The 17,422-nt window shown below is 54.6% G+C and carries 11 protein-coding genes; 9 read left to right on the plus strand and 2 right to left on the minus strand.

The window, feature by feature from the left end:
- Positions 1–34 precede the first annotated feature (34 nt).
- Together EV294_RS00070 and EV294_RS00075 are read left to right on the plus strand one after the other, a co-directional pair.
- The gene (locus tag EV294_RS00070; RefSeq protein WP_132303010.1) at positions 35–5,962 is read left to right on the plus strand and encodes an S-layer homology domain-containing protein; all 5,928 of its coding nucleotides are present in this window, start codon (positions 35–37) and stop codon (positions 5,960–5,962) included.
- A gap of 161 nt (positions 5,963–6,123) precedes the next feature.
- A complete protein-coding gene (locus tag EV294_RS00075) occupies positions 6,124–7,092 on the plus strand; it encodes a Gfo/Idh/MocA family protein (protein WP_132303011.1) in 969 nt (322 codons plus the stop codon).
- Between the two features lie 204 nt (positions 7,093–7,296).
- Here EV294_RS00075 and EV294_RS30980 read toward each other — a convergent pair whose 3' ends face one another.
- Positions 7,297–7,476, minus strand: coding sequence for a fibronectin type III-like domain-contianing protein (locus tag EV294_RS30980; RefSeq protein ID WP_132303012.1), 180 nt, complete (start codon positions 7,474–7,476; stop codon positions 7,297–7,299).
- A gap of 112 nt (positions 7,477–7,588) precedes the next feature.
- On the opposite strand from EV294_RS30980, the gene EV294_RS00085 reads away from it, so the two are divergent.
- Both EV294_RS00085 and EV294_RS00090 read left to right on the plus strand, forming a co-directional pair.
- A complete protein-coding gene (locus EV294_RS00085; protein ID WP_132303013.1) occupies positions 7,589–8,812 on the plus strand; it encodes an enolase C-terminal domain-like protein in 1,224 nt (407 codons plus the stop codon).
- Positions 8,813–8,840: 28 nt separating this feature from the next.
- Entirely contained in the window at positions 8,841–9,686 is an 846-nt protein-coding gene (locus tag EV294_RS00090; protein ID WP_132303014.1) for an NAD-dependent epimerase/dehydratase family protein, read from the plus strand.
- A gap of 269 nt (positions 9,687–9,955) precedes the next feature.
- Here the strand turns inward: EV294_RS00090 and EV294_RS00095 are convergent, their stop codons facing one another.
- Positions 9,956–11,104: a family 8 glycosyl hydrolase gene (locus EV294_RS00095; protein WP_132303015.1), complete on the minus strand. Its 1,149-nt coding sequence runs from the start codon at positions 11,102–11,104 to the stop codon at positions 9,956–9,958.
- Positions 11,105–11,507: 403 nt separating this feature from the next.
- On the opposite strand from EV294_RS00095, the gene EV294_RS00100 reads away from it, so the two are divergent.
- From EV294_RS00100 to EV294_RS00120, 5 genes are all read left to right on the plus strand, one after another.
- Positions 11,508–12,536: a LacI family DNA-binding transcriptional regulator gene (locus EV294_RS00100; protein ID WP_243711571.1), complete on the plus strand. Its 1,029-nt coding sequence runs from the start codon at positions 11,508–11,510 to the stop codon at positions 12,534–12,536.
- A 53-nt stretch (positions 12,537–12,589) separates the two neighbouring features.
- On the plus strand, positions 12,590–14,044 hold the full coding sequence (locus EV294_RS00105; RefSeq protein ID WP_132303017.1) for an extracellular solute-binding protein: 1,455 nt from the start codon (positions 12,590–12,592) through the stop codon (positions 14,042–14,044).
- Positions 14,045–14,156: 112 nt separating this feature from the next.
- Positions 14,157–15,032: an ABC transporter permease subunit gene (locus tag EV294_RS00110; protein WP_132303018.1), complete on the plus strand. Its 876-nt coding sequence runs from the start codon at positions 14,157–14,159 to the stop codon at positions 15,030–15,032.
- A 5-nt stretch (positions 15,033–15,037) separates the two neighbouring features.
- The gene (locus EV294_RS00115) at positions 15,038–15,907 is read left to right on the plus strand and encodes a carbohydrate ABC transporter permease (protein ID WP_132303019.1); all 870 of its coding nucleotides are present in this window, start codon (positions 15,038–15,040) and stop codon (positions 15,905–15,907) included.
- 11 nt (positions 15,908–15,918) lie between these two features.
- Positions 15,919–17,409, plus strand: a complete 1,491-nt coding sequence (locus EV294_RS00120) for a CehA/McbA family metallohydrolase (protein ID WP_132303020.1) — start codon at positions 15,919–15,921, stop codon at positions 17,407–17,409.
- The last annotated feature ends 13 nt before the right edge of the window (positions 17,410–17,422 follow it).

Consider the following 17,422-nt stretch of genomic DNA (forward strand, 5'->3'; position numbering starts at 1 on the left):
CTCTCAAATACATGTGCAAACTGGAGGTTTGATTGTGATTACGAACCGAAATTGGATAAAAGCACGTGCCGGAATGGCGAAAATGCTTGTGATGCTGATGATTTTTTCTTCTGTTGGTTTTATGGGTTTGCCTAGTGCTTATGCCGCGGACGATGCTTCCGGTACAGCGTCGGTTACGCTTGGGGAAACGCCGGTGGAAAGCGGGATCTCCGGCAGAGCCGGCGATAACGGGGATGGTCTTCTAACCGGTACGGAAGCAGGTACGCCTTATTGGCAGACGAATAAAGCAGAAGGCACCACTTACCTGTATATGAACGTCAGTGACGATTATCTATTCGACAGCGCGGATTACGATGTAGACGTAACCCTCCGCTATTTCGACGAAGGAAACGGAAGCTTCCTGCTGCAATACGATGCGCAGTCGGCTGCATTTAAAGACAGCGCTAAGTTTACGTATACGGATACGAAGACGTGGAAGGACTACACCTTTACTCTGAGCGACGCCAAATTCGCCAACCGCACGAACGGCTCCGACTTCCGGATCGCCATTGAAGGCGGCGGGATTAACGGCGAACAGAATCCGGATTTGAAGCTGGCGAGCGTTACGGTCAAGAAAACGCTGAAGGAAACGGCTACGCCGGAAGCCAGCATTACGCTTGGCCAAACTCCGGCATCCCATGGCATTACGGCCCATCCCGGCGATGGCGCTCCCGAGAATCTTTTGACCGGAGAGATTGACGGCAAGACGTATTGGAAAACCAACCAGACGATCAACCCGACCGACCATGGCGCCAATATTCTTTATTTCTACTTTGACGTCTCGGACAGCTTTTTGTTCAATAACGCGGATCAGGACGTATTTGTAACGGTCGAGTATTACGACAGCGGCAATGGCAGTATGAAGCTTCAGTATGATGCGCAGTCCGCAGCATTTAAGGATTTGCCTGAATTTACTTATACAAACACCAATACGTGGAAAAAACATACGTTTAAGCTTGGCGACGCGAAGTTCGCAAACGGCACAAACGGCGGCGATTTCCGCCTTCACGTATCCGGGCCGGGGGCGATTGGAGCTAATCCGGATCTCTATATCGCTTCGGTTTCGGTAAGAACCCAGCCGCGGCAAATTGTCTCGACGGAGACCAAAGTGTACGACACGGTCTATCCGACGGATGACGTTGTAATCGCCGATATGAGCGTGAAGGACTTCGGCGCGGCCGGCGACGGCGTGAAGGATGACACCAAAGCGTTCCAGGACGCGCTTGCCGCGGCAGGCAACCGCGGGGGCGGCGTTGTTTTTGCGCCGGCGGGCACGTATAAGCTCACCAGTCATCTGATTGTTCCGACAGGGGTCACGCTGCGCGGCGATTGGATTAGTCCCGACGCGGCCGGCGGCGAAGTAAAAGGAACCATCCTTGCCGTTTATGCCGATAAAGGCATCGAGAACGGCCCAAGCTTCCTGCAGCTGGCGCCGGTGAGCGGCGTAACGAACCTGTCCGTCTGGTATCCGGAGCAGTCGCTTGGCGCGCCGGTTGCTTATCCGTGGACGTTCGAGCAGCTGTCCGGCGACAGCATGACGGTTAAGAACGTAACGCTCGTCAACGCTTACAACGGCATCAAGATTGGTCCTAGCTGGAACGAACTGCATTATGTGCGCAATTTGTACGGTACGGCGCTGAAAACGGGGATTTTCCTCGACTACACAACGGATATCGGAAGACTGGAGCATATTCGTCTCGCGTCCTCCTATTGGGCAGGCTCCGGGCTGGCAGGCTCGCCGCAGCCGGCGGAGCTGAAAGCTTATACGACCGCTAACACCGAGGGAATCGTGATGGGCCGCTCGGATTGGGAGTATATGTCCGATATCGACCTTGCCGATTTCAAGACGGGCATGCGGGTTACGACAAGAACGGGCAGCCTGGAGACGGCTAACGCCCAGCTCTACAAAATCAATGTACATGACAGCAACGTGGCGCTGAAGGTGGAGGGCGTTAACGATTTTGGACTATTAATTTCGGACAGCAGCTTTAAAGCTAACGTGGGCATTGACCCTAAAGCGGTCTATGCGACCGAAGGCTTCCACTCCATCGTTCAATTCAATCAAGTGACGTTTGGCGGTACCCCGCATCATGCGGTTGTCAATGAAGGCAGCGGCGTATTGTCGTTTGAGAACAGCACATTCGAGAACTGGGATGACCAAGGCAACGGTTATGCCATCGACGCGAAGGGCGGCTCGCTTATTCTAGGTCAGTCCACTTTCGCTAAAGCTGCCAAGCATGTGCTCTTGGAAGGCAGCGTAGCAACGGTTAACTCGGTGAACTCCGGACAAAACGGCAGTCTGGCGGTAACCGATAACAGCGATGCGGCAGAGGTTAACGTTCATCGGGATGCGAAATACGTGCTGGAGCAGCTTCCTTCTGTTGCGGCGCTTGATTTAGCGAACCGTCCAAAACCGGCTAACAACAGCCTGTTTGATATTACGGCCGCCCCTTACGAGGCGGACAGCACAGGCGAGACGGATGTATCGGCGAAAATTCAGCAAGCGCTGGACGATGCCGATGCGGCGGGAGGCGGTACGGTGTATTTGCCGGCGGGCATTTACCGCGTCAATAATCCGCTGACCGTTCCAAGCGGCGTTGAGCTGCGCGGCTCATGGGATGTTCCGCATCATACGATTGGCGGCGGCACGGCATTGTTCACGGCTTATGGCGAGAATAACCCTGAAGGCGCTGCGTTTATCTCGCTTGAACAGGATGCGGGCCTCAGAGGCTTGTCCGTCTATTACGATCGGCAGAGCTGGACGAACGTGAAGCCTTACGCTTGGACCGTTCAAGGCAAAGGCAGCGGCGTTTACCTGATCGATACCACCCTTATCAACCCTTACAAGGGCGTTGACTTTGGCACTTATGATACGAGCGGCCATTATATTGATTACGTTGCGGGCTCTCCTCTGATGGAAGGCATTTTCCTCGGCGGCGGCGCTGACGGCGGCTTGATGCGCAATGTTCAGTTCAACCCGCATTATTACGGGCGCAACAATTTCCCTAACCATCCATCCACGGATCAGGACTTTGACGCGGTATGGAGCTACCAGAAGGAAAATCTGGACGCGTTCCGGATTGGCGACGTGAAGAGCGAGACCATCTTTAATACGTTTGTATACGGTTCGAAATACGGCATTCACTTTGAGGAGCAGGGCGGAGTTGGACCTGAAGCGGTTGTCATCGGCCACGGTACGGACGGTAGCAAGAAAGGCGCCGTGCTGGACGCCGCGGGAGAAGCGGGTCTTAAGCTGATCAACACCGAGCTTGTCTCGATGAGCACCTCCGACAAAGTCTACGTTGTCGTAGGCGAGGATTTTGACTCCAAAGCCGTCTTCTTCAACTCTTCCATGTGGGGGGACACGACGCGTTCCTTTGATATTTTCGGAGGTGACGTGCGCATTCAGCAAAGCAACTTTACGAGAGTGGGACAACGCGGCATTAACGCGGTTGGCGGCGACATCACGCTGTATGATTCCTACTTCCAGCAGCCTAACACCAATCATGTGTATGCCGGTCCGGACATTGAGAAGCTGATTATCGCGAACAACCTGTTTAAAGGCGGCCTGCAGCTGACCAATGAAGCGGGGACTAAGGTGACGGGTTCCAACCTGGTTCCGGTTGCGCTGGATCTGGTGAAAGGCGAGTTTGACGAGAGCAACCCGGCTAACGCGAATTTTGCCCTGAAGCTGACCAACATGACGGAATCCGATCCGCTTGCGGGTAAGATCGAAGTTATTGCGCCGGACAGCTACAAGGACAAATTTATCCCGGTTCGCTTCAAGGGGATCGCCCTTGGTGAGAGCGTGCTCGTTAAGCTTCCTTATCTGTCAGGGGATACGCTGAAGTACAAGGTAACGCTGGATAATGGTTACTCCTATGTGACGCAAGTGAAAACCGCGCAGTCGTTTGCGACGCGCAAGGACGATAACAGCCAGGTTCAGCCTGCGATTGATATTTCGAGCTCCACGAATTACTCAAGCCTAGGCGGCATTTGGGGCGGCAAGGACGACCTGAGCGCACAGGCAAGCGTACGCTACGATAACGATAATTTGTACGTAACGGTCCGCGCGACGGACAATACGCATTACCAGACTTGGACGAACGGCGATATTTGGCAGGGCGACAGCTTGCAGCTTGGGATCGATTTATCGAGAAAAGACGGGTCCTCCAGTCAAAACGTCAACGAGCTAGGTTTTGCGCTGACGAACAGCGGAACCGTCTCCAAGTGGAGATGGCGTGCGCCGGCCGGCGTAGCGGCTGGAGCTTTTAACGATGCGGATGCCGTTATTACGCGGGATGAACCGACTCATCAGACGGTCTATGACATTACCATTCCGCTCTCGGCCCTGCATGGCGCGGGTTACACCTTCTCGCAGGAGGATCCGCTTGGTCTGACGATTTTGCTCAATGAACATGACGGCGCCGGCCGTTCGGGCTTTATCGAGTATAATCAGGGGATCGGAACAAGCAAGGACGCCACGCAATTTGGCGATCTGTACCTGCTGGGCTCGGATTATGAAAGTCTGCTTGAGCAATCGGCCGAAGCCGCGGTAGCGGCGGCTGAACAGTCGAAGGATGTTACAAGCATGGATGCGGCAGCCAACTTTGTCAGCTTGCTCCCGCAAGGAACGGTAAAAGCCGGATTGTCGGCAAGACTGTCGGCGCTTGGCGGAACAACAAATCCGGGTAACGGTTCCGGATCCGGTGCAGGGCAAACGGATCAGCCAAAGGTGACGGTTGGCGCGAATGGAGCGGTTAAGGTAGAAGGAACTCCAGTCGTTGATGCCGGTTCAAAACATGCAAAGCTTTCGCTGACTGCCTCATTGCTGGATCAAGCGTTCTCCAAAGCATCGGCTGGCCAGGACGGCAAGAAAAAAGTGACCGTGGTGCTCTCAAGTGCAGCCGGTGCAAACGGCTACTCCTTGGAGCTTCCTTCAAGCTTTGTAAACCAGCAGTCGCCGGATAAGCAAATCGAGCTGGTAACCCCGACGGGGGCCATTCTGCTCTCGAGCGATATGCTGAAGCCGGATGCGGGTAAGCTTGGTCAGACGGTAACGATCAGCATTGGCAGCGCGAATACCAGTGGGTGGAGCGAGCAGCTGAAGAAGAAGCTTGGCGACCGTCCGGTTGTCGATTTGTCGATCCATTCTGCTGGTCAAACGATAGACTGGCATAACAGCGGGTCGCCGGTGACGGTCTCCATTCCGTATACGCCTTCGGCTGCCGAGAAATCCGATGCCAAGAAGCTGACCGTCTGGTATATCGACGGAAGCGGCAAGCCGTTCCCCGTGCCTAGCGGACGGTATAAGGAAGCAGCCGGAAGCATCGTATTTACGACGAAGCATTTTAGCCAATACGCGGTTGCTTTCGTGCAAAAATCGTTCAGCGATCTGAACGGCTACGCATGGGCGAAGGAAGCGATCGAGGTGCTTGCGGCAAAAGGAATCATTAACGGCGTATCGGGTACGTCTTATGCTCCTGGCGCATCGATTAAGCGAGCCGATTTCGTAAAGCTGCTCGTCGATACGTTTGGCTTTGCAACGGATACTCCGGGAAGCTTTGCCGACGTGAGCTCGAATCGTTATTATGCCGATGCGGTAGGCACGGCCAAGGGTCTTGGCATTACGAACGGTGCCGGAGGCAGCCGGTTTAATCCGGAGACTCCGATCACTAGAGAGGAAGCGGCAACGTTTATCGAGCGTGCTCTCACGGTTGCCAAAGCTGGTCTTCCGGCCGGCTCCGAGGATGCGCTTGCCGGGTTTGCGGATGCCGGTGAGATTTCGGCCTATGCCAAGAGCAGCATAAGCGCGCTTGTAAAGGCGGGGCTCTTGCAGGGCAATGATGGACTGCTCATGCCAAAAAGCCAATTGACGCGGGCGGAAGCAGCCGCACTGTTCTACCGAATTTATAATCAATAAATCGAAGGGAGCCGGATTCCATGCAGGAATCCGGTTCTTTTTTGGCGTATTATTAGCGTACTAAACATGCCTTTGCACCAATAAGCTAGGACAAGTAATGCTTTAATCTTTAATGTAATGCAGACACTGGAATGGCTAATCATGTTGGGAGGCTATATGGGATGAGCAACATTCGGATCGGGTTTATCGGAACGGGAGGCATAGCCGGCTGGCATGCCAGACAGCTGCTGGAGCTCCCGGAGGTTCAGATTACCGCGCTGTCGGATACCTGCGAGGGCAACCGCGTTGCTTTTGCTGAAAAGTTTGGCTTGCGGGATGCCCGGCAGTTCTCAGCTTACGAGGATATGCTGGAGCAAAGCGAGCTTGATGCGGTAGTGATATGTTCTCCGCACACGCTGCATTTCAGGCAAGCCTGCGATGCGCTGGACAGAGGACTGCATGTGCTAATCGAGAAGCCGATGACTTGCTCGTCGGCGGAAGCCGAGCAGCTTATTCAGAAGGCGGAAGAGTCGGGGAAAGTGATGCAGGTATCGTATCAGCGGCATTTTCAACCGGAATTCCTGTACATTCGGGATGCGATTGCAAGCGGGGAGATCGGCAGGCTGACCTCTGTAACCGCTTCACTCAGCCAAGAGTGGTATCAGCTTACGGAAGGCACATGGAGGCAGGTTCCTTCGCTCTCCGGCGGCGGATTCCTGATGGACTCCGGCAGCCATATTATCGACGTGCTGCTATGGACGACCGGAATGACGCCGGTGGAAGTAAAGTCCCAGCTTCAGAATCATGGAGCGCCGGTTGAGATCGACAGCTTCACTTCCATCCGCTTTGCGGAAGGAGCTCTTGCGGGCTTGAGCTTTACGGGCTACGCACCGGGTTGGAACGAGACGTTTGCGTTCTGCGGAGACAATGGCGGCATCTACTACGATAACGGTAAAATCACGCTTCGCCGCATAAACGAGGAGCCGATCGTACCGGAGCTCCCGGAACAAACCACGAACCAGGATAAAAGCTTCGTAGACGCCATTCTCGGCCGCCACGAAGTGCTTGTCCCTGGCGAGTTCGCCCTAAAGGTGGTGCGCCTGAGCGAAATGATCTACCAAGCCGCGGGCTACGACCCGCTGAAAAGATAGCAGAAAGGGTTGCCTCCGTCTTGGGGGCAACCCTTTGTTTTTGTGTTTGCGGGGCTGGCTCTCCTTGCATCCGTGCGCCGTAAGGCTGAAAACCGCCTAGCAGCGGTCCCCGGTCCGAGGGGGAAGCCAGCCGAGAGAAGTTAGGGGCTGTTAATTCCGTTTAGCAGCCCCTAACCGGCTCACTCTCGTTCGCTTTGCTTCACCTCAAATTCCGCCACAAGGGCGATGTTGCCGGAGCTTGGGCCGATCAGAGCACGGAAGGTGCCGGGCTCGACGATCCACTGCAGGTCGTCTGCCGAGGACGCGGAGATCGCGAGGGGTCAGCGTAAACCCGACGGTTGCGGTTTCTCCGGGTTGCAGGCGGATTCGCTTGAAATGCCGCATAGCTCAAGCGAAAGAAGCCAAGAATGCGACAGAAAGTTTAAAGATGCCTCATTTAGAGCACGCCTAAACAGGACTAGAATGGGAGGGAGCACGACAAGAGGAGGGTAATCGAATGGCAAAAATAACGGGAATCACAGGTATTCGCACCCGCAAAAACGGGACCTGGACCATTGTGAAGGTGACGACGGACCAGGATGGGCTGTACGGGCTTGGCTCCGCATCCGATGTCTATAATCCGGAAGCGGTCGTGCAAATTATCGAGCAATTGCTTGCCCCTCTATTAATCGGCAAGGATGCCGCCAATATAGAAGATTTGTGGCAGACGATGTATATGAGCGGCTACTGGAGAAACGGCGCTTTGCTGCATACCGCAATCGGCGGGATCGACATGGCGCTGTGGGATATAAAAGGAAAGGAAGCGGGGCTTCCCGTCTACCAGCTGCTTGGCGGGGCTTGCCGAGCCGCGGTTCCTTGTTACGGTCATGCCGGCGGCAAGGATATCGCCGAGCTGAAAGAGGATGTGCACCGGTTTATGGAAGAAGGCTACACCGTCATCCGGGTTCAGATGGGCGGCTACGGAGGCGGAGGGTTTATTGACCGGGATAAGGCGAATATTCCGCAGCAGGCATGGGGCAGCGGCCCGGTGTTTGACGAGCAGTCATACTTGCATGCGATCCCGCATATGTTCGAACAGCTGCGGAATGAATTTGGCATGGGCGTCCAATTCACCCATGACGTGCATGAGCATCTCACGCCGGTGAATGCGATTCAGCTAGCGAAGCGGGTAGAGCCTTACAGCTTGTTTTTCCTCGAGGATGCCATCGCGCCGGAGCAGATCGGCTGGTACCGTCACTTGCGGCAGCAATGCGCTACCCCTCAGGCCGTTGGCGAGCTGTTCGCGAATCCGCAGGAGTGGACGCAGCTGATCAAGGAGCAGCTGATCGACTTTATCCGCGTGCGCGTATCCAAGGCGGGAGGCATAAGCGCCTGCCGCAAAATCGCCGCTTTAGCCGAAGCTTTTGGCGTCCGTACGGCCTGGCAGGAAGGCGGGGAGAACGATCCCGTCAATCAGGCGGCAGCCGTTCACCTCGATATGGCGATCTGGAACTTCGGCATTCAGGAAGTGAATCATTTCAAGCCGGAAGAAAAGGATGCCTTCGAGGGGCATATCGAGCGAAAAGGCGGCTATTTGTATCCGTCGCAAAAGCCGGGTCTCGGCATTGAGCTCGACGAGCTGAAGGCCCAGCAGCTGCTGGGAGAAGGCTGGAGCAAATCAGTCTATTTCAATCCTTATCAACTGGACCGCAAGGCGGACGGTACGCTGGTGCGGCCATAACTTTCAAACAATAGGAGTGTTTGATCATATGAAAACAATTGCAGTAACGGGAGGCAGCGGCAAGCTGGGCTCGGCGCTGATCAAGGAGCTTCAGCAAGAGGGCTTCAATGTCACATCGCTGGATACGCAGCGCTCCAATGAGCTGAGGTGCCGGCAAATCAAGGTGGACCTGAACGATTTCGGACAAGTCGTCTCCGCGCTCCATGGGGCCGATGCGGTCATTCATCTGGCGGCGATTCCGGCTCCGCTTGGTTACCCGTATCCGTATATTTTCTCTAATAATGTAGTGTCTTGCTACAATATACTGGAAGCGGCTTCGCTGCTTAACATCCGCAAGGTTGTTGTCGGCTCCAGCGAATCCTCCTACGGCTTTGCCTGGGCACCTATACCGTTCTCGCCGGATTATCTTCCGGTGGACGAGGAGCATCCGCAGCAGCCGCAGGAATGCTACGGCTTATCGAAGATCGTAAACGAGCTGACGGCCGCGATGTTCGACCGCCGCAGCGGCATGCAGGTCGTCTCGCTCCGCTTCTCCATGATTACGAAGCCCGAGGATTACAAGCATCTTGCCATTAGCAGGCCGGAGGCGTTTAAAAATATTTTCTGGAGCTACATCGACATCCGGGATGCCGTCAGCGCCTGCATCGCTTCGCTGAAAGTCGAAGACAGAGGGGCAATCTGCCTCAACATTACAAGCAGCGATACGCTGAGCGACCGGCCTACCGCGGAGTTAATCGAGCGGTTTTATCCCGATGTAAAAGATCTCCGCGATCCGTTCCCGGACCGGACGGCTATCGTCAGCAACAAGGAAGCCGAGAGAGTGCTCGGCTGGAAGCCGCGGCATTCCTGGGCGGACGAAGGTGCTGACGGATAAATGAGCATTTCATGAACGGGTCAAGGATAGGCAGACGGAGCATTTTATTTGTGAAGGGATTCCAGCCTTACCTTGTTGATTCAAAGGAATCCCTGAGCAATGGCGGTCGGAAGAGCATTTAAATGCGTAGTTTGCTGTTTAGCCCAGATAAAAAGGGGTATCCCACTGTCATTTTCATGACTTATGGGGTACCCCTTTCGCGCTAAAAGTTAGAGAACAGAAGGGCGTAACGGCGAGCGAATATCGTTGCAGCCGGGTGCCCCTGATTTTTATTTATAAATCCGGTAATTGCCGCTAAGCGCCAGCAAGCTGAAGAAATAAAGGCAGTTATCGTAATAACGGCGCACGCCGGTGCGAAGCGGGGTGTTCCAGAACTGCTCAACAAAATGCGCGGCATCCGGGCCATCCGCCGCCAGTGAAGCCATGGCATTGGTCGCAAGCAATCCGATAGGATGAAGCGCCGGTTCATCGAAAGGTTGTCCGTCAATGGTATAACGTCTGTAATCGGCAACCTCGATTGGACGGAAAAACGCCTGTATCCGGTTCGACTGCTCTACCTGCCAAGGATCCTGCCGGAACCATGCCCAATCGAGTCCGATATTGGCTGCTACGCGGTAAGCATCGCTGTAGAAATGACGGAAGTCTCCATGACGCTGTACCTCGGCCGGCGTCCCGTCATAGTTCGCGTATTCGGGCGACAAACCCGTTTCGGGATGACAGGCCGTATGCAGGTAAGTCCGGCTTGCGGTCGCGGCTTCTCTCCAGAAGGGTCTGTCCTCTTCGTCGGCCCATAAGGCGAACAATTCGTAGAAATGAGGGAGATGGTAGGACGGATCGCTAAACGGCGACTCCGGCACAAACTTGATCAGCTTGTTTGAAGGCTCCCACATCGGACTGCCGCCATTGCCGTCTTCACCCTGATGGACGCAAGCCCGCAAAATCCGTTTAGCCTGCTCCGAGTAATTGTAAGGCTCCGGTCCATCACCCCAGCGGTTGGCGGCAAAGAACAGCGCCAAGGCAAAAAACTCCTCGCCGTCGGGGGCAGGTCCTTGCGACAATCGTGTCCCGTCCGTTTTGCAGTGCCAGGCGAAATAGTCTTTGTAACGCCCCTCTGTATGCTGCATATAAGTGACCGAGAAGTTCCAAAGCCGGTCGAACGTTTCCTTATCATTCATCTGGACGGCCATCATCATGCCGTAGGACATGCCCTCGGAACGGGCATCCTCATTGCCGGTATCGAGAAAATAGCCCTTGTCTTCCCCCATCGGATAATAGATTCGGACATCGGGGTCTCCGTTTAGCAGATCCGACCACGCGGTTTCCAGCTTCTCTTGTATAGCTGCCTCGGTATAGCCCAGTTCTTTGAACACATTCCGGTATTCCCCGTTATAATAAGCTCCTTTTTCCAAAGCCGTCATTGTAGCAAAACCTCCGTTTCGTGGTGTATAAACCCATCATAGCACAGCTGGAACTATACAAATTAAAGCGTTTTCAATAAAAAATATAGATTACTGCTGATGGAAGAAGAAAAATTTCTGTAAATATATGGATGGACGTCTGTTGAGTTGCGTGAAACGAGGGTGCAGCTTGCTTAGGTCTAACGATGGTGAAACAAGGTTTATTAAACCGGTTTAATGCTGCTTTCTTCCTAAATTCCTGAAGTTCAGCCTGAATTTCTGCGAATAGATGTGACTTTGTGACGAAATATCGGTTTTTACAATAACTAATTATCACTTTGAAATAGATTTTACAAAACCGGTTTAAGCTTAACGAGGTGTCCGGTATCTCGGAAGAAAGTGAGGATGAACGATTCTGGCAACCATTGATGACGTTGCGAAGGCATCAGGAGTTTCCAAAGGGACGGTTTCAAGCGTCTTTAGCAAGAAGCGTCCAATCAGTAAAGAGGTCACCGAGCGTGTTCTTGCTGCGGCTAAATTACTGAACTACAAACCCAATTATTGGGCGAGAAGTCTCGTGAACCGCTCCACGCGGATACTCGGATTAAATATCAGGGGCGAATCGCTTGAATTCGGTCAGTTTCACCATTCTTTGTTAAACGGCGTTCTGCGTATCTGTTACGAGAATGGCTACCGCCTGCTGGTTAATGCGCTGCCGCCCGCCTACCTCAGTCAAGTGGAGAATATATCTTCGGATCCGGTGGACGGCGAAATCCTACTGGACCCTATCGAATCGGACGTTAGGATTGAGGAACGGCTTCGAAGCGGCATGCCCATTGTCATCATCGGGCGTCCGCCCCAGCCATTCGAGGCGCAGGTAAGCTATGTCGATAACGACAATGTCGGCATGGCCGCACAGGTCACTAGCTATTTGATCGGGCTGGGGCATAAGGAAATTTTGTTTCTGAATGCACCGGCTTCGAGAACCGTATCGGAGGATCGCAGCGCGGGATACAAGGATGCGTTCAAGCATGCCGGCCTGGCGTTCAAGCCTGGGCTGGTCCTGCACAAGCCTCTTAAAGGAGAGTCCGCGCATGCTTTCGGCTACGAGGCTGCCATTGCCATGTTGACGGATTCGCCGGAAATTACGGCGGTCATCGCCGATACGGACATGATGGCGCTTGGCGTATATAAGGCCGCAGAGCAGCTCGGGCTGCGCATTCCGGAGCAGTTGTCGGTATTTGCCTTCAGTGACGATACCGTACTCTCGCCGGAACTCTCTCCGCCTCTTACTGGTGTTCGGCTCCATGCCGACCAGCTTGGCATTGAAGCGCTGCGACTCCTGCTCGAGCAGCTGAACGCAGAACAGAAGAACCCCAAAAGGGTGCTTGTTCCGACGGAACTCACGATTCGAGGCTCCTGCGCTGCGCCCGGAGCTCGCGAAAATGCTTAATCACTCGGATTCGGAAGACCATCTCGCTCGTCCATTTAGGAGGTAATCTACCCATGAAAAAAGTAATGTTAACCCTATCGACGGTTGCCGCTCTCGGAACGCTGCTGTTGTCCGGCTGCGGTTCGGAGAACGGAACGAACAACGCCGCCAATACAGAGGCCGCGAATGCACAAACCGGTAATGGCGCGAACGCCCAGGCCAATGCGCCGGCAGCGGACATGAAGCTGCGCATCCTCGACGGTAACGTCGGCGGCAAAACACCGGAGGAGACCGCGAAGTTCGCAGCGGAAATCACTCGATTGACAGGCATGGACACTACCATCGAGAAGCCGGCGAGCGATTACGATCAGAAGGTGCTGACGGCACTCGGCTCCGGCGAGAAATACGATCTCATCGAGCTCAGCGACCTCGGCAAGCTGGCTACCTTCGTAGACCAAGGCGTCGTCACGGACCTGACGGATTTCGTCACCGGATCCAAAGTGCTCTCCGATCCGACGGTCGTTCCTACTAGTGAATGGGAGCAGCTAAAGGACAAGGATGGCAGGATTGTCGCGGTGTTCAACAAATTCCAAGGCGGTACGATGCCGATCGTGCGCAAGGATTGGCTGGACAAGCTTGGGCTGAAGGAGCCAAAGACGCTGGATGATTATTACAACGTGCTCAAAGCGTTCAAAGAAAAGGATCCTGACGGCAATGGCAAAAATGATACGTACGGCCTTAGCACGGCTGACATTTACGATATACAACCCTTCATGAGCGCCGCCGGCGTTAAGGCGCATTACGTCATGAAGGACGGCAAGCGTACGATCCCGTACGCGACGGAAGCTGCCATTCCGATTTACGAATGGTTCGCCAAGCTTGTGAAGGAAGGCATTATGGATCCTAACTTCGTAACGAACGACACGGGCAAAATGCGCAATCTGTTCCTCACCGACCGCGTCGGCATGGTCACCTATTGGGATGCTTGGGTCGGCATGTTCAACAACACGCGCAAACAAGAGGATCCGAATACAACGTTTAACGCGGAAGGGCTAGCGAGCATCCCCGGTGCTGACGGCACCGTCCTGATGCGGCGCGGAGATCCGGATTTCTGGATTATTCCGGCCAATGCCGAGCATCCGGAGGCCGCGAAGAAGTTCCTGGAGTTCTGGCACACGGAGCCTGGTATTATGCTCGGAAGCCTAGGCATCGAGAACGAGGATTACACCAAGGATGGCAATGCCTATAAGCTGACGCCGACCGGCACCGAGCATAACATGGATCACGGGGTGCCGTTCTGGTACAACCAAAACGTGAAATATCCGTTCGGCAAGCTGCCGGGGGTGCAAGAAGCGCAAGATCTCGTGAACAAGGACGCGACGCTTGAATTGTCGCTTCCCGGCTGGCCCGACGCGGAAAAGATCGTTAAGAATTACGCGCTCAAAGCGATGAGCGGTCAAATGGACGCTGCGGAAGCCGTGAAGAAGATGCACGATGAACTGCTTGGGAAGAAACTCATCGACGAGTAAAGCCGATCCTTATGCATGGAATACAAGCAGGCAGGGGAGCATGGATCCCCTGCTTGCCTGCTTTTCATCCCGATAATGGTTTCCTTTACCAGAAAAGGACGTGAATAAAAGGATGAGATTATTAAAGAAATACAGCGCTCTCTATGTCATGATGGTGCCGGTAATCGCCTATTTTCTTGTATTTGCCTATTATCCGCTCGTGAAAGGGCTTCAGACCAGCTTTCAGGATTATAAGCTGATGGGCGACAGACCTTACGTTGGTTTCGAGAACTACTCCGCGGTGCTGCATGACTCGTTGTTCTGGGAAGCGGTCGTCAACACGCTCGTTATTGGAGGAGGCATTCTCTGCTTCAGCTTCGCCGCGCCCCTCGCGATCGCTCTTTCGCTCAACGAAGTGCTCAGGACTTGGTTCAAGAAGGCAGCGCAAATGATTCTGTACGTGCCGCATCTGCTTTCGTGGGTCGTGGTCGGAGGGATCTGGATTTTCATGCTTTCGCCAGACAGCGGAATCATCAATATGATTCTTGTCCATGTATTCCACATGAAGCCGATTAATTTCATGGCGGACTCCGGATGGGCGCGTTGGATCTTGATCCTCCTTGCCACATGGAAGGAGATGGGCTACACCTGCATCCTGTTTCTGGCGGGGATCGTGTCGATCAATCCTTCGCTCTACGAAGCGGCGCGCATGGACGGCGCGACGCGCTGGAAGCAATTAATCTACGTTACGATTCCGCAGCTCAGCAATACGATGAAAGTCGTCTTCCTTCTGAATACGCTTGGCATCCTGCGGATCTTTGACGAAGTATTCATTCTGCGCAACCCTACGATCGCCGCGAAAGTGGACGTGCTGATGATGTACACGTTCCAGAAGGGCATTCTCGAAATCCAGCTTGGACCCGCGGCTGCTGCCAGCTTCTTCGTTCTGCTATTAACGCTCGCGATGACACTCGTCGTACGGCGAATCACGCGATTTGATGAGGTGTAATGACTATGTCCGATCGATTCGAACGGCTCGGGTGGAAGAATAAAGTGTTCGACATTCTAAACGTCTTGTTCCTATTCGCGCTGATGCTGACCATGATTATCCCGTTTATTAACGTACTGGCTTTGTCCTTCTCATCGGGCATTGCTTCCATGAAGCCGGAAATCGTGCTGTGGCCGCAGCCGTTCAGCGCGGAGGGCTACGCCATCGTATGGAAAAGCCTTGATATCTGGCGTCCTCTCATGAACAGCATCATCGTGACCCTGACCGGCACCGTGCTGCACGTGCTGCTGTCCAGCTTGGCCGGCTATGTGTTCATCTATCCGCGTCTTCCGGGCAGGAAAGCGATGCTGACGTTCATTCTGATTACGATGATGCTGCCCCAGGAAGCGATTATGATACCGCTCTATGTAGTGAACAAAGACCTGCATCTGATTAACACGCTGAGCTCGCTAGTGCTGTCGGGTCTCGTGTCCGGCTTCTCGATTCTGCTCATGCGGAGCTTCTTCCTGAACGTCCCTTACGAGATGTCGGAATCGGCCAAGATCGACGGCGCAGGCGAGTTCCGCATCTTTCTGACGATGTACATGCGCCTTGCGGCTGCGGGCCTCGCGACCGTGACGCTGTTCGAGTTCGTCGGACGGTGGAATATGTTTACCGCGCCGGTTATGTTCATTAACGATTCCATGAAGTACACGCTTCAAGTCGCGCTGAAGGCGATGATCATCGATACGAGCAGCAACTCCGGCACCTATATGGTTACGACAAACGTGCGGATGGCGGGTATCGTCATCAGCATCCTTCCGCTGCTCGCGGTGTATCCGTTCGTGCAGAAGTATTTCATGAAGGGTATCCTGCTCGGCGCAAGCAAAGAATAGGAGGAAGTAGGATGGAGATGAATAAACAGCGGCTCGTGCTGTACAGATGGATCGACAAAGCCGAGCAGCGTTCTTATTTGGAGGTTCCGTTCGCAGTGGAAGGAGCAGTGGAGCGTATGGATATCGCCTACCGCTACGAACGCGGAGAAGACGGCGGAGCGGTCGTCGATATCGGCCTGCGCTCGCCGAACCGGATCGTCGGCTGGAGCGGAGGAGCCCGCGAAGCGTTCTTCGTTGGCACGGAGAAGGCGACCCCGGGCTATCTGGCGGAGCCGATCGTCGAGGGCGGGTGGGCGGTGTTGCTCGGTGCTTACAAAGTTCCCGAAGGCGGCGTTGAGGTGATCATTGAAGTGGAGCTGACAAGACCCCACGGCCGCTGGATGAAAGGAGACCTCCATATGCACAGCGTGCATAGCGACGGGAGCTACACGATTGGGCAGGCGAAGGAATCTTGCAAGGCCGCCGGTCTGGAATTCATGGCGCTGACGGATCACAATACGTCCTCGCAGAATCATGAGGCGCGTGTTCCGGACGAAGAGCTGCTTCTCGTTCCCGGCGTAGAGCTGACGAGCTATTTTGGGCATGCGAACGTCCTGGGTGTGACGGACGCGCTGAAGGATTTTCGCGTAACGACACCGGAGCAGGCGGAAGAGGTACTCCGCGAAGCGCGTGAGCGGGGAGGCTTCGTTTCGCTTAATCATCCGTTCTGCCCATCTTGTCCATGGGAGCTTGGTTTTGACCTCCCGTATGATGCAATCGAGGTGTGGAATGGCCCGTGGCGGGGGCTGAACGAGCGCGCGCTTGCATGGTGGCAAGGACAGCTTGCCCAGGGTCGCCGCGTAATCGCCCTCGGAGGCAGCGACACCCATCGGCAGGAACGATTCGTGAAACACGGTCGTCCGACGGCATCTGTCTGGGCAGAAACCGATACGGTGAGCGGCTTGCTAGCGGGCATCCGTCAGGGCCGCGTCGTGTTGCAGTTCGACCCTGATGAAACCTGTCTGGATCTTACCGCCGGCGAGTACGGCATCGGAGAGATCATCCCGTGGAAGGATATTGATGGGAAGGACTCTCTTCCACTGGCCATTCATGTCTGCGGCGCCAAGGGTGACCGCTTGGCTTTATGGTCTGACCGTGGCATTGAAGCGGTATGGGACATAATAAACGATTTGCCGGCTTCCGTCGAAGATGCAAGGGAATGCGAATCCGGCGCGGCGGAAGTCGTCGGCTGGAACGCAGGGAGGGAAATGGCCGCAATTCTCGAATTCGATGCACCTGACAATGCGGCTTATGCTCCTTGGGAGCCGAATGCGGCTGTATTAGCAGGCGGCGCCGTGCCTGCAGTCGAAGCGGCGAACGGTCAGGTTCGTCTGGAATTCCAAGGCTCGACCGACCGGTTGTTTTACCGGCTGGAGGCACGACGTCACGTAGAGGGGCTGAAGCAGTCGGCAGTGACCTGTCTGACGAATCCGATATACATGGAACAAGCCAAGGGGTGCTAGCGCGGCTAAGCGT

Source organism: Paenibacillus sp. BK033 (assembly GCF_004345425.1).
GTDB lineage: Bacteria > Bacillota > Bacilli > Paenibacillales > Paenibacillaceae > Pristimantibacillus.

What these genes read in the sequence shown, in the direction of transcription:
- EV294_RS00105 (WP_132303017.1), top strand. Translation starts at nt 12,590, where the DNA reads ATGAAAAAAGTAATGTTAACCCTATCGACGGTTGCCGCTCTCGGAACG.
- EV294_RS00085 (WP_132303013.1), top strand. Translation starts at nt 7,589, where the DNA reads ATGGCAAAAATAACGGGAATCACAGGTATTCGCACCCGCAAAAACGGG.
- EV294_RS00120 (WP_132303020.1), top strand. Translation starts at nt 15,919, where the DNA reads ATGGAGATGAATAAACAGCGGCTCGTGCTGTACAGATGGATCGACAAA.
- EV294_RS30980 (WP_132303012.1), bottom strand. Translation starts at nt 7,476, where the DNA reads ATGCGGCATTTCAAGCGAATCCGCCTGCAACCCGGAGAAACCGCAACC.
- EV294_RS00110 (WP_132303018.1), top strand. Translation starts at nt 14,157, where the DNA reads ATGAGATTATTAAAGAAATACAGCGCTCTCTATGTCATGATGGTGCCG.
- EV294_RS00090 (WP_132303014.1), top strand. Translation starts at nt 8,841, where the DNA reads ATGAAAACAATTGCAGTAACGGGAGGCAGCGGCAAGCTGGGCTCGGCG.
- EV294_RS00115 (WP_132303019.1), top strand. Translation starts at nt 15,038, where the DNA reads ATGTCCGATCGATTCGAACGGCTCGGGTGGAAGAATAAAGTGTTCGAC.
- EV294_RS00075 (WP_132303011.1), top strand. Translation starts at nt 6,124, where the DNA reads ATGAGCAACATTCGGATCGGGTTTATCGGAACGGGAGGCATAGCCGGC.
- EV294_RS00095 (WP_132303015.1), bottom strand. Translation starts at nt 11,104, where the DNA reads ATGACGGCTTTGGAAAAAGGAGCTTATTATAACGGGGAATACCGGAAT.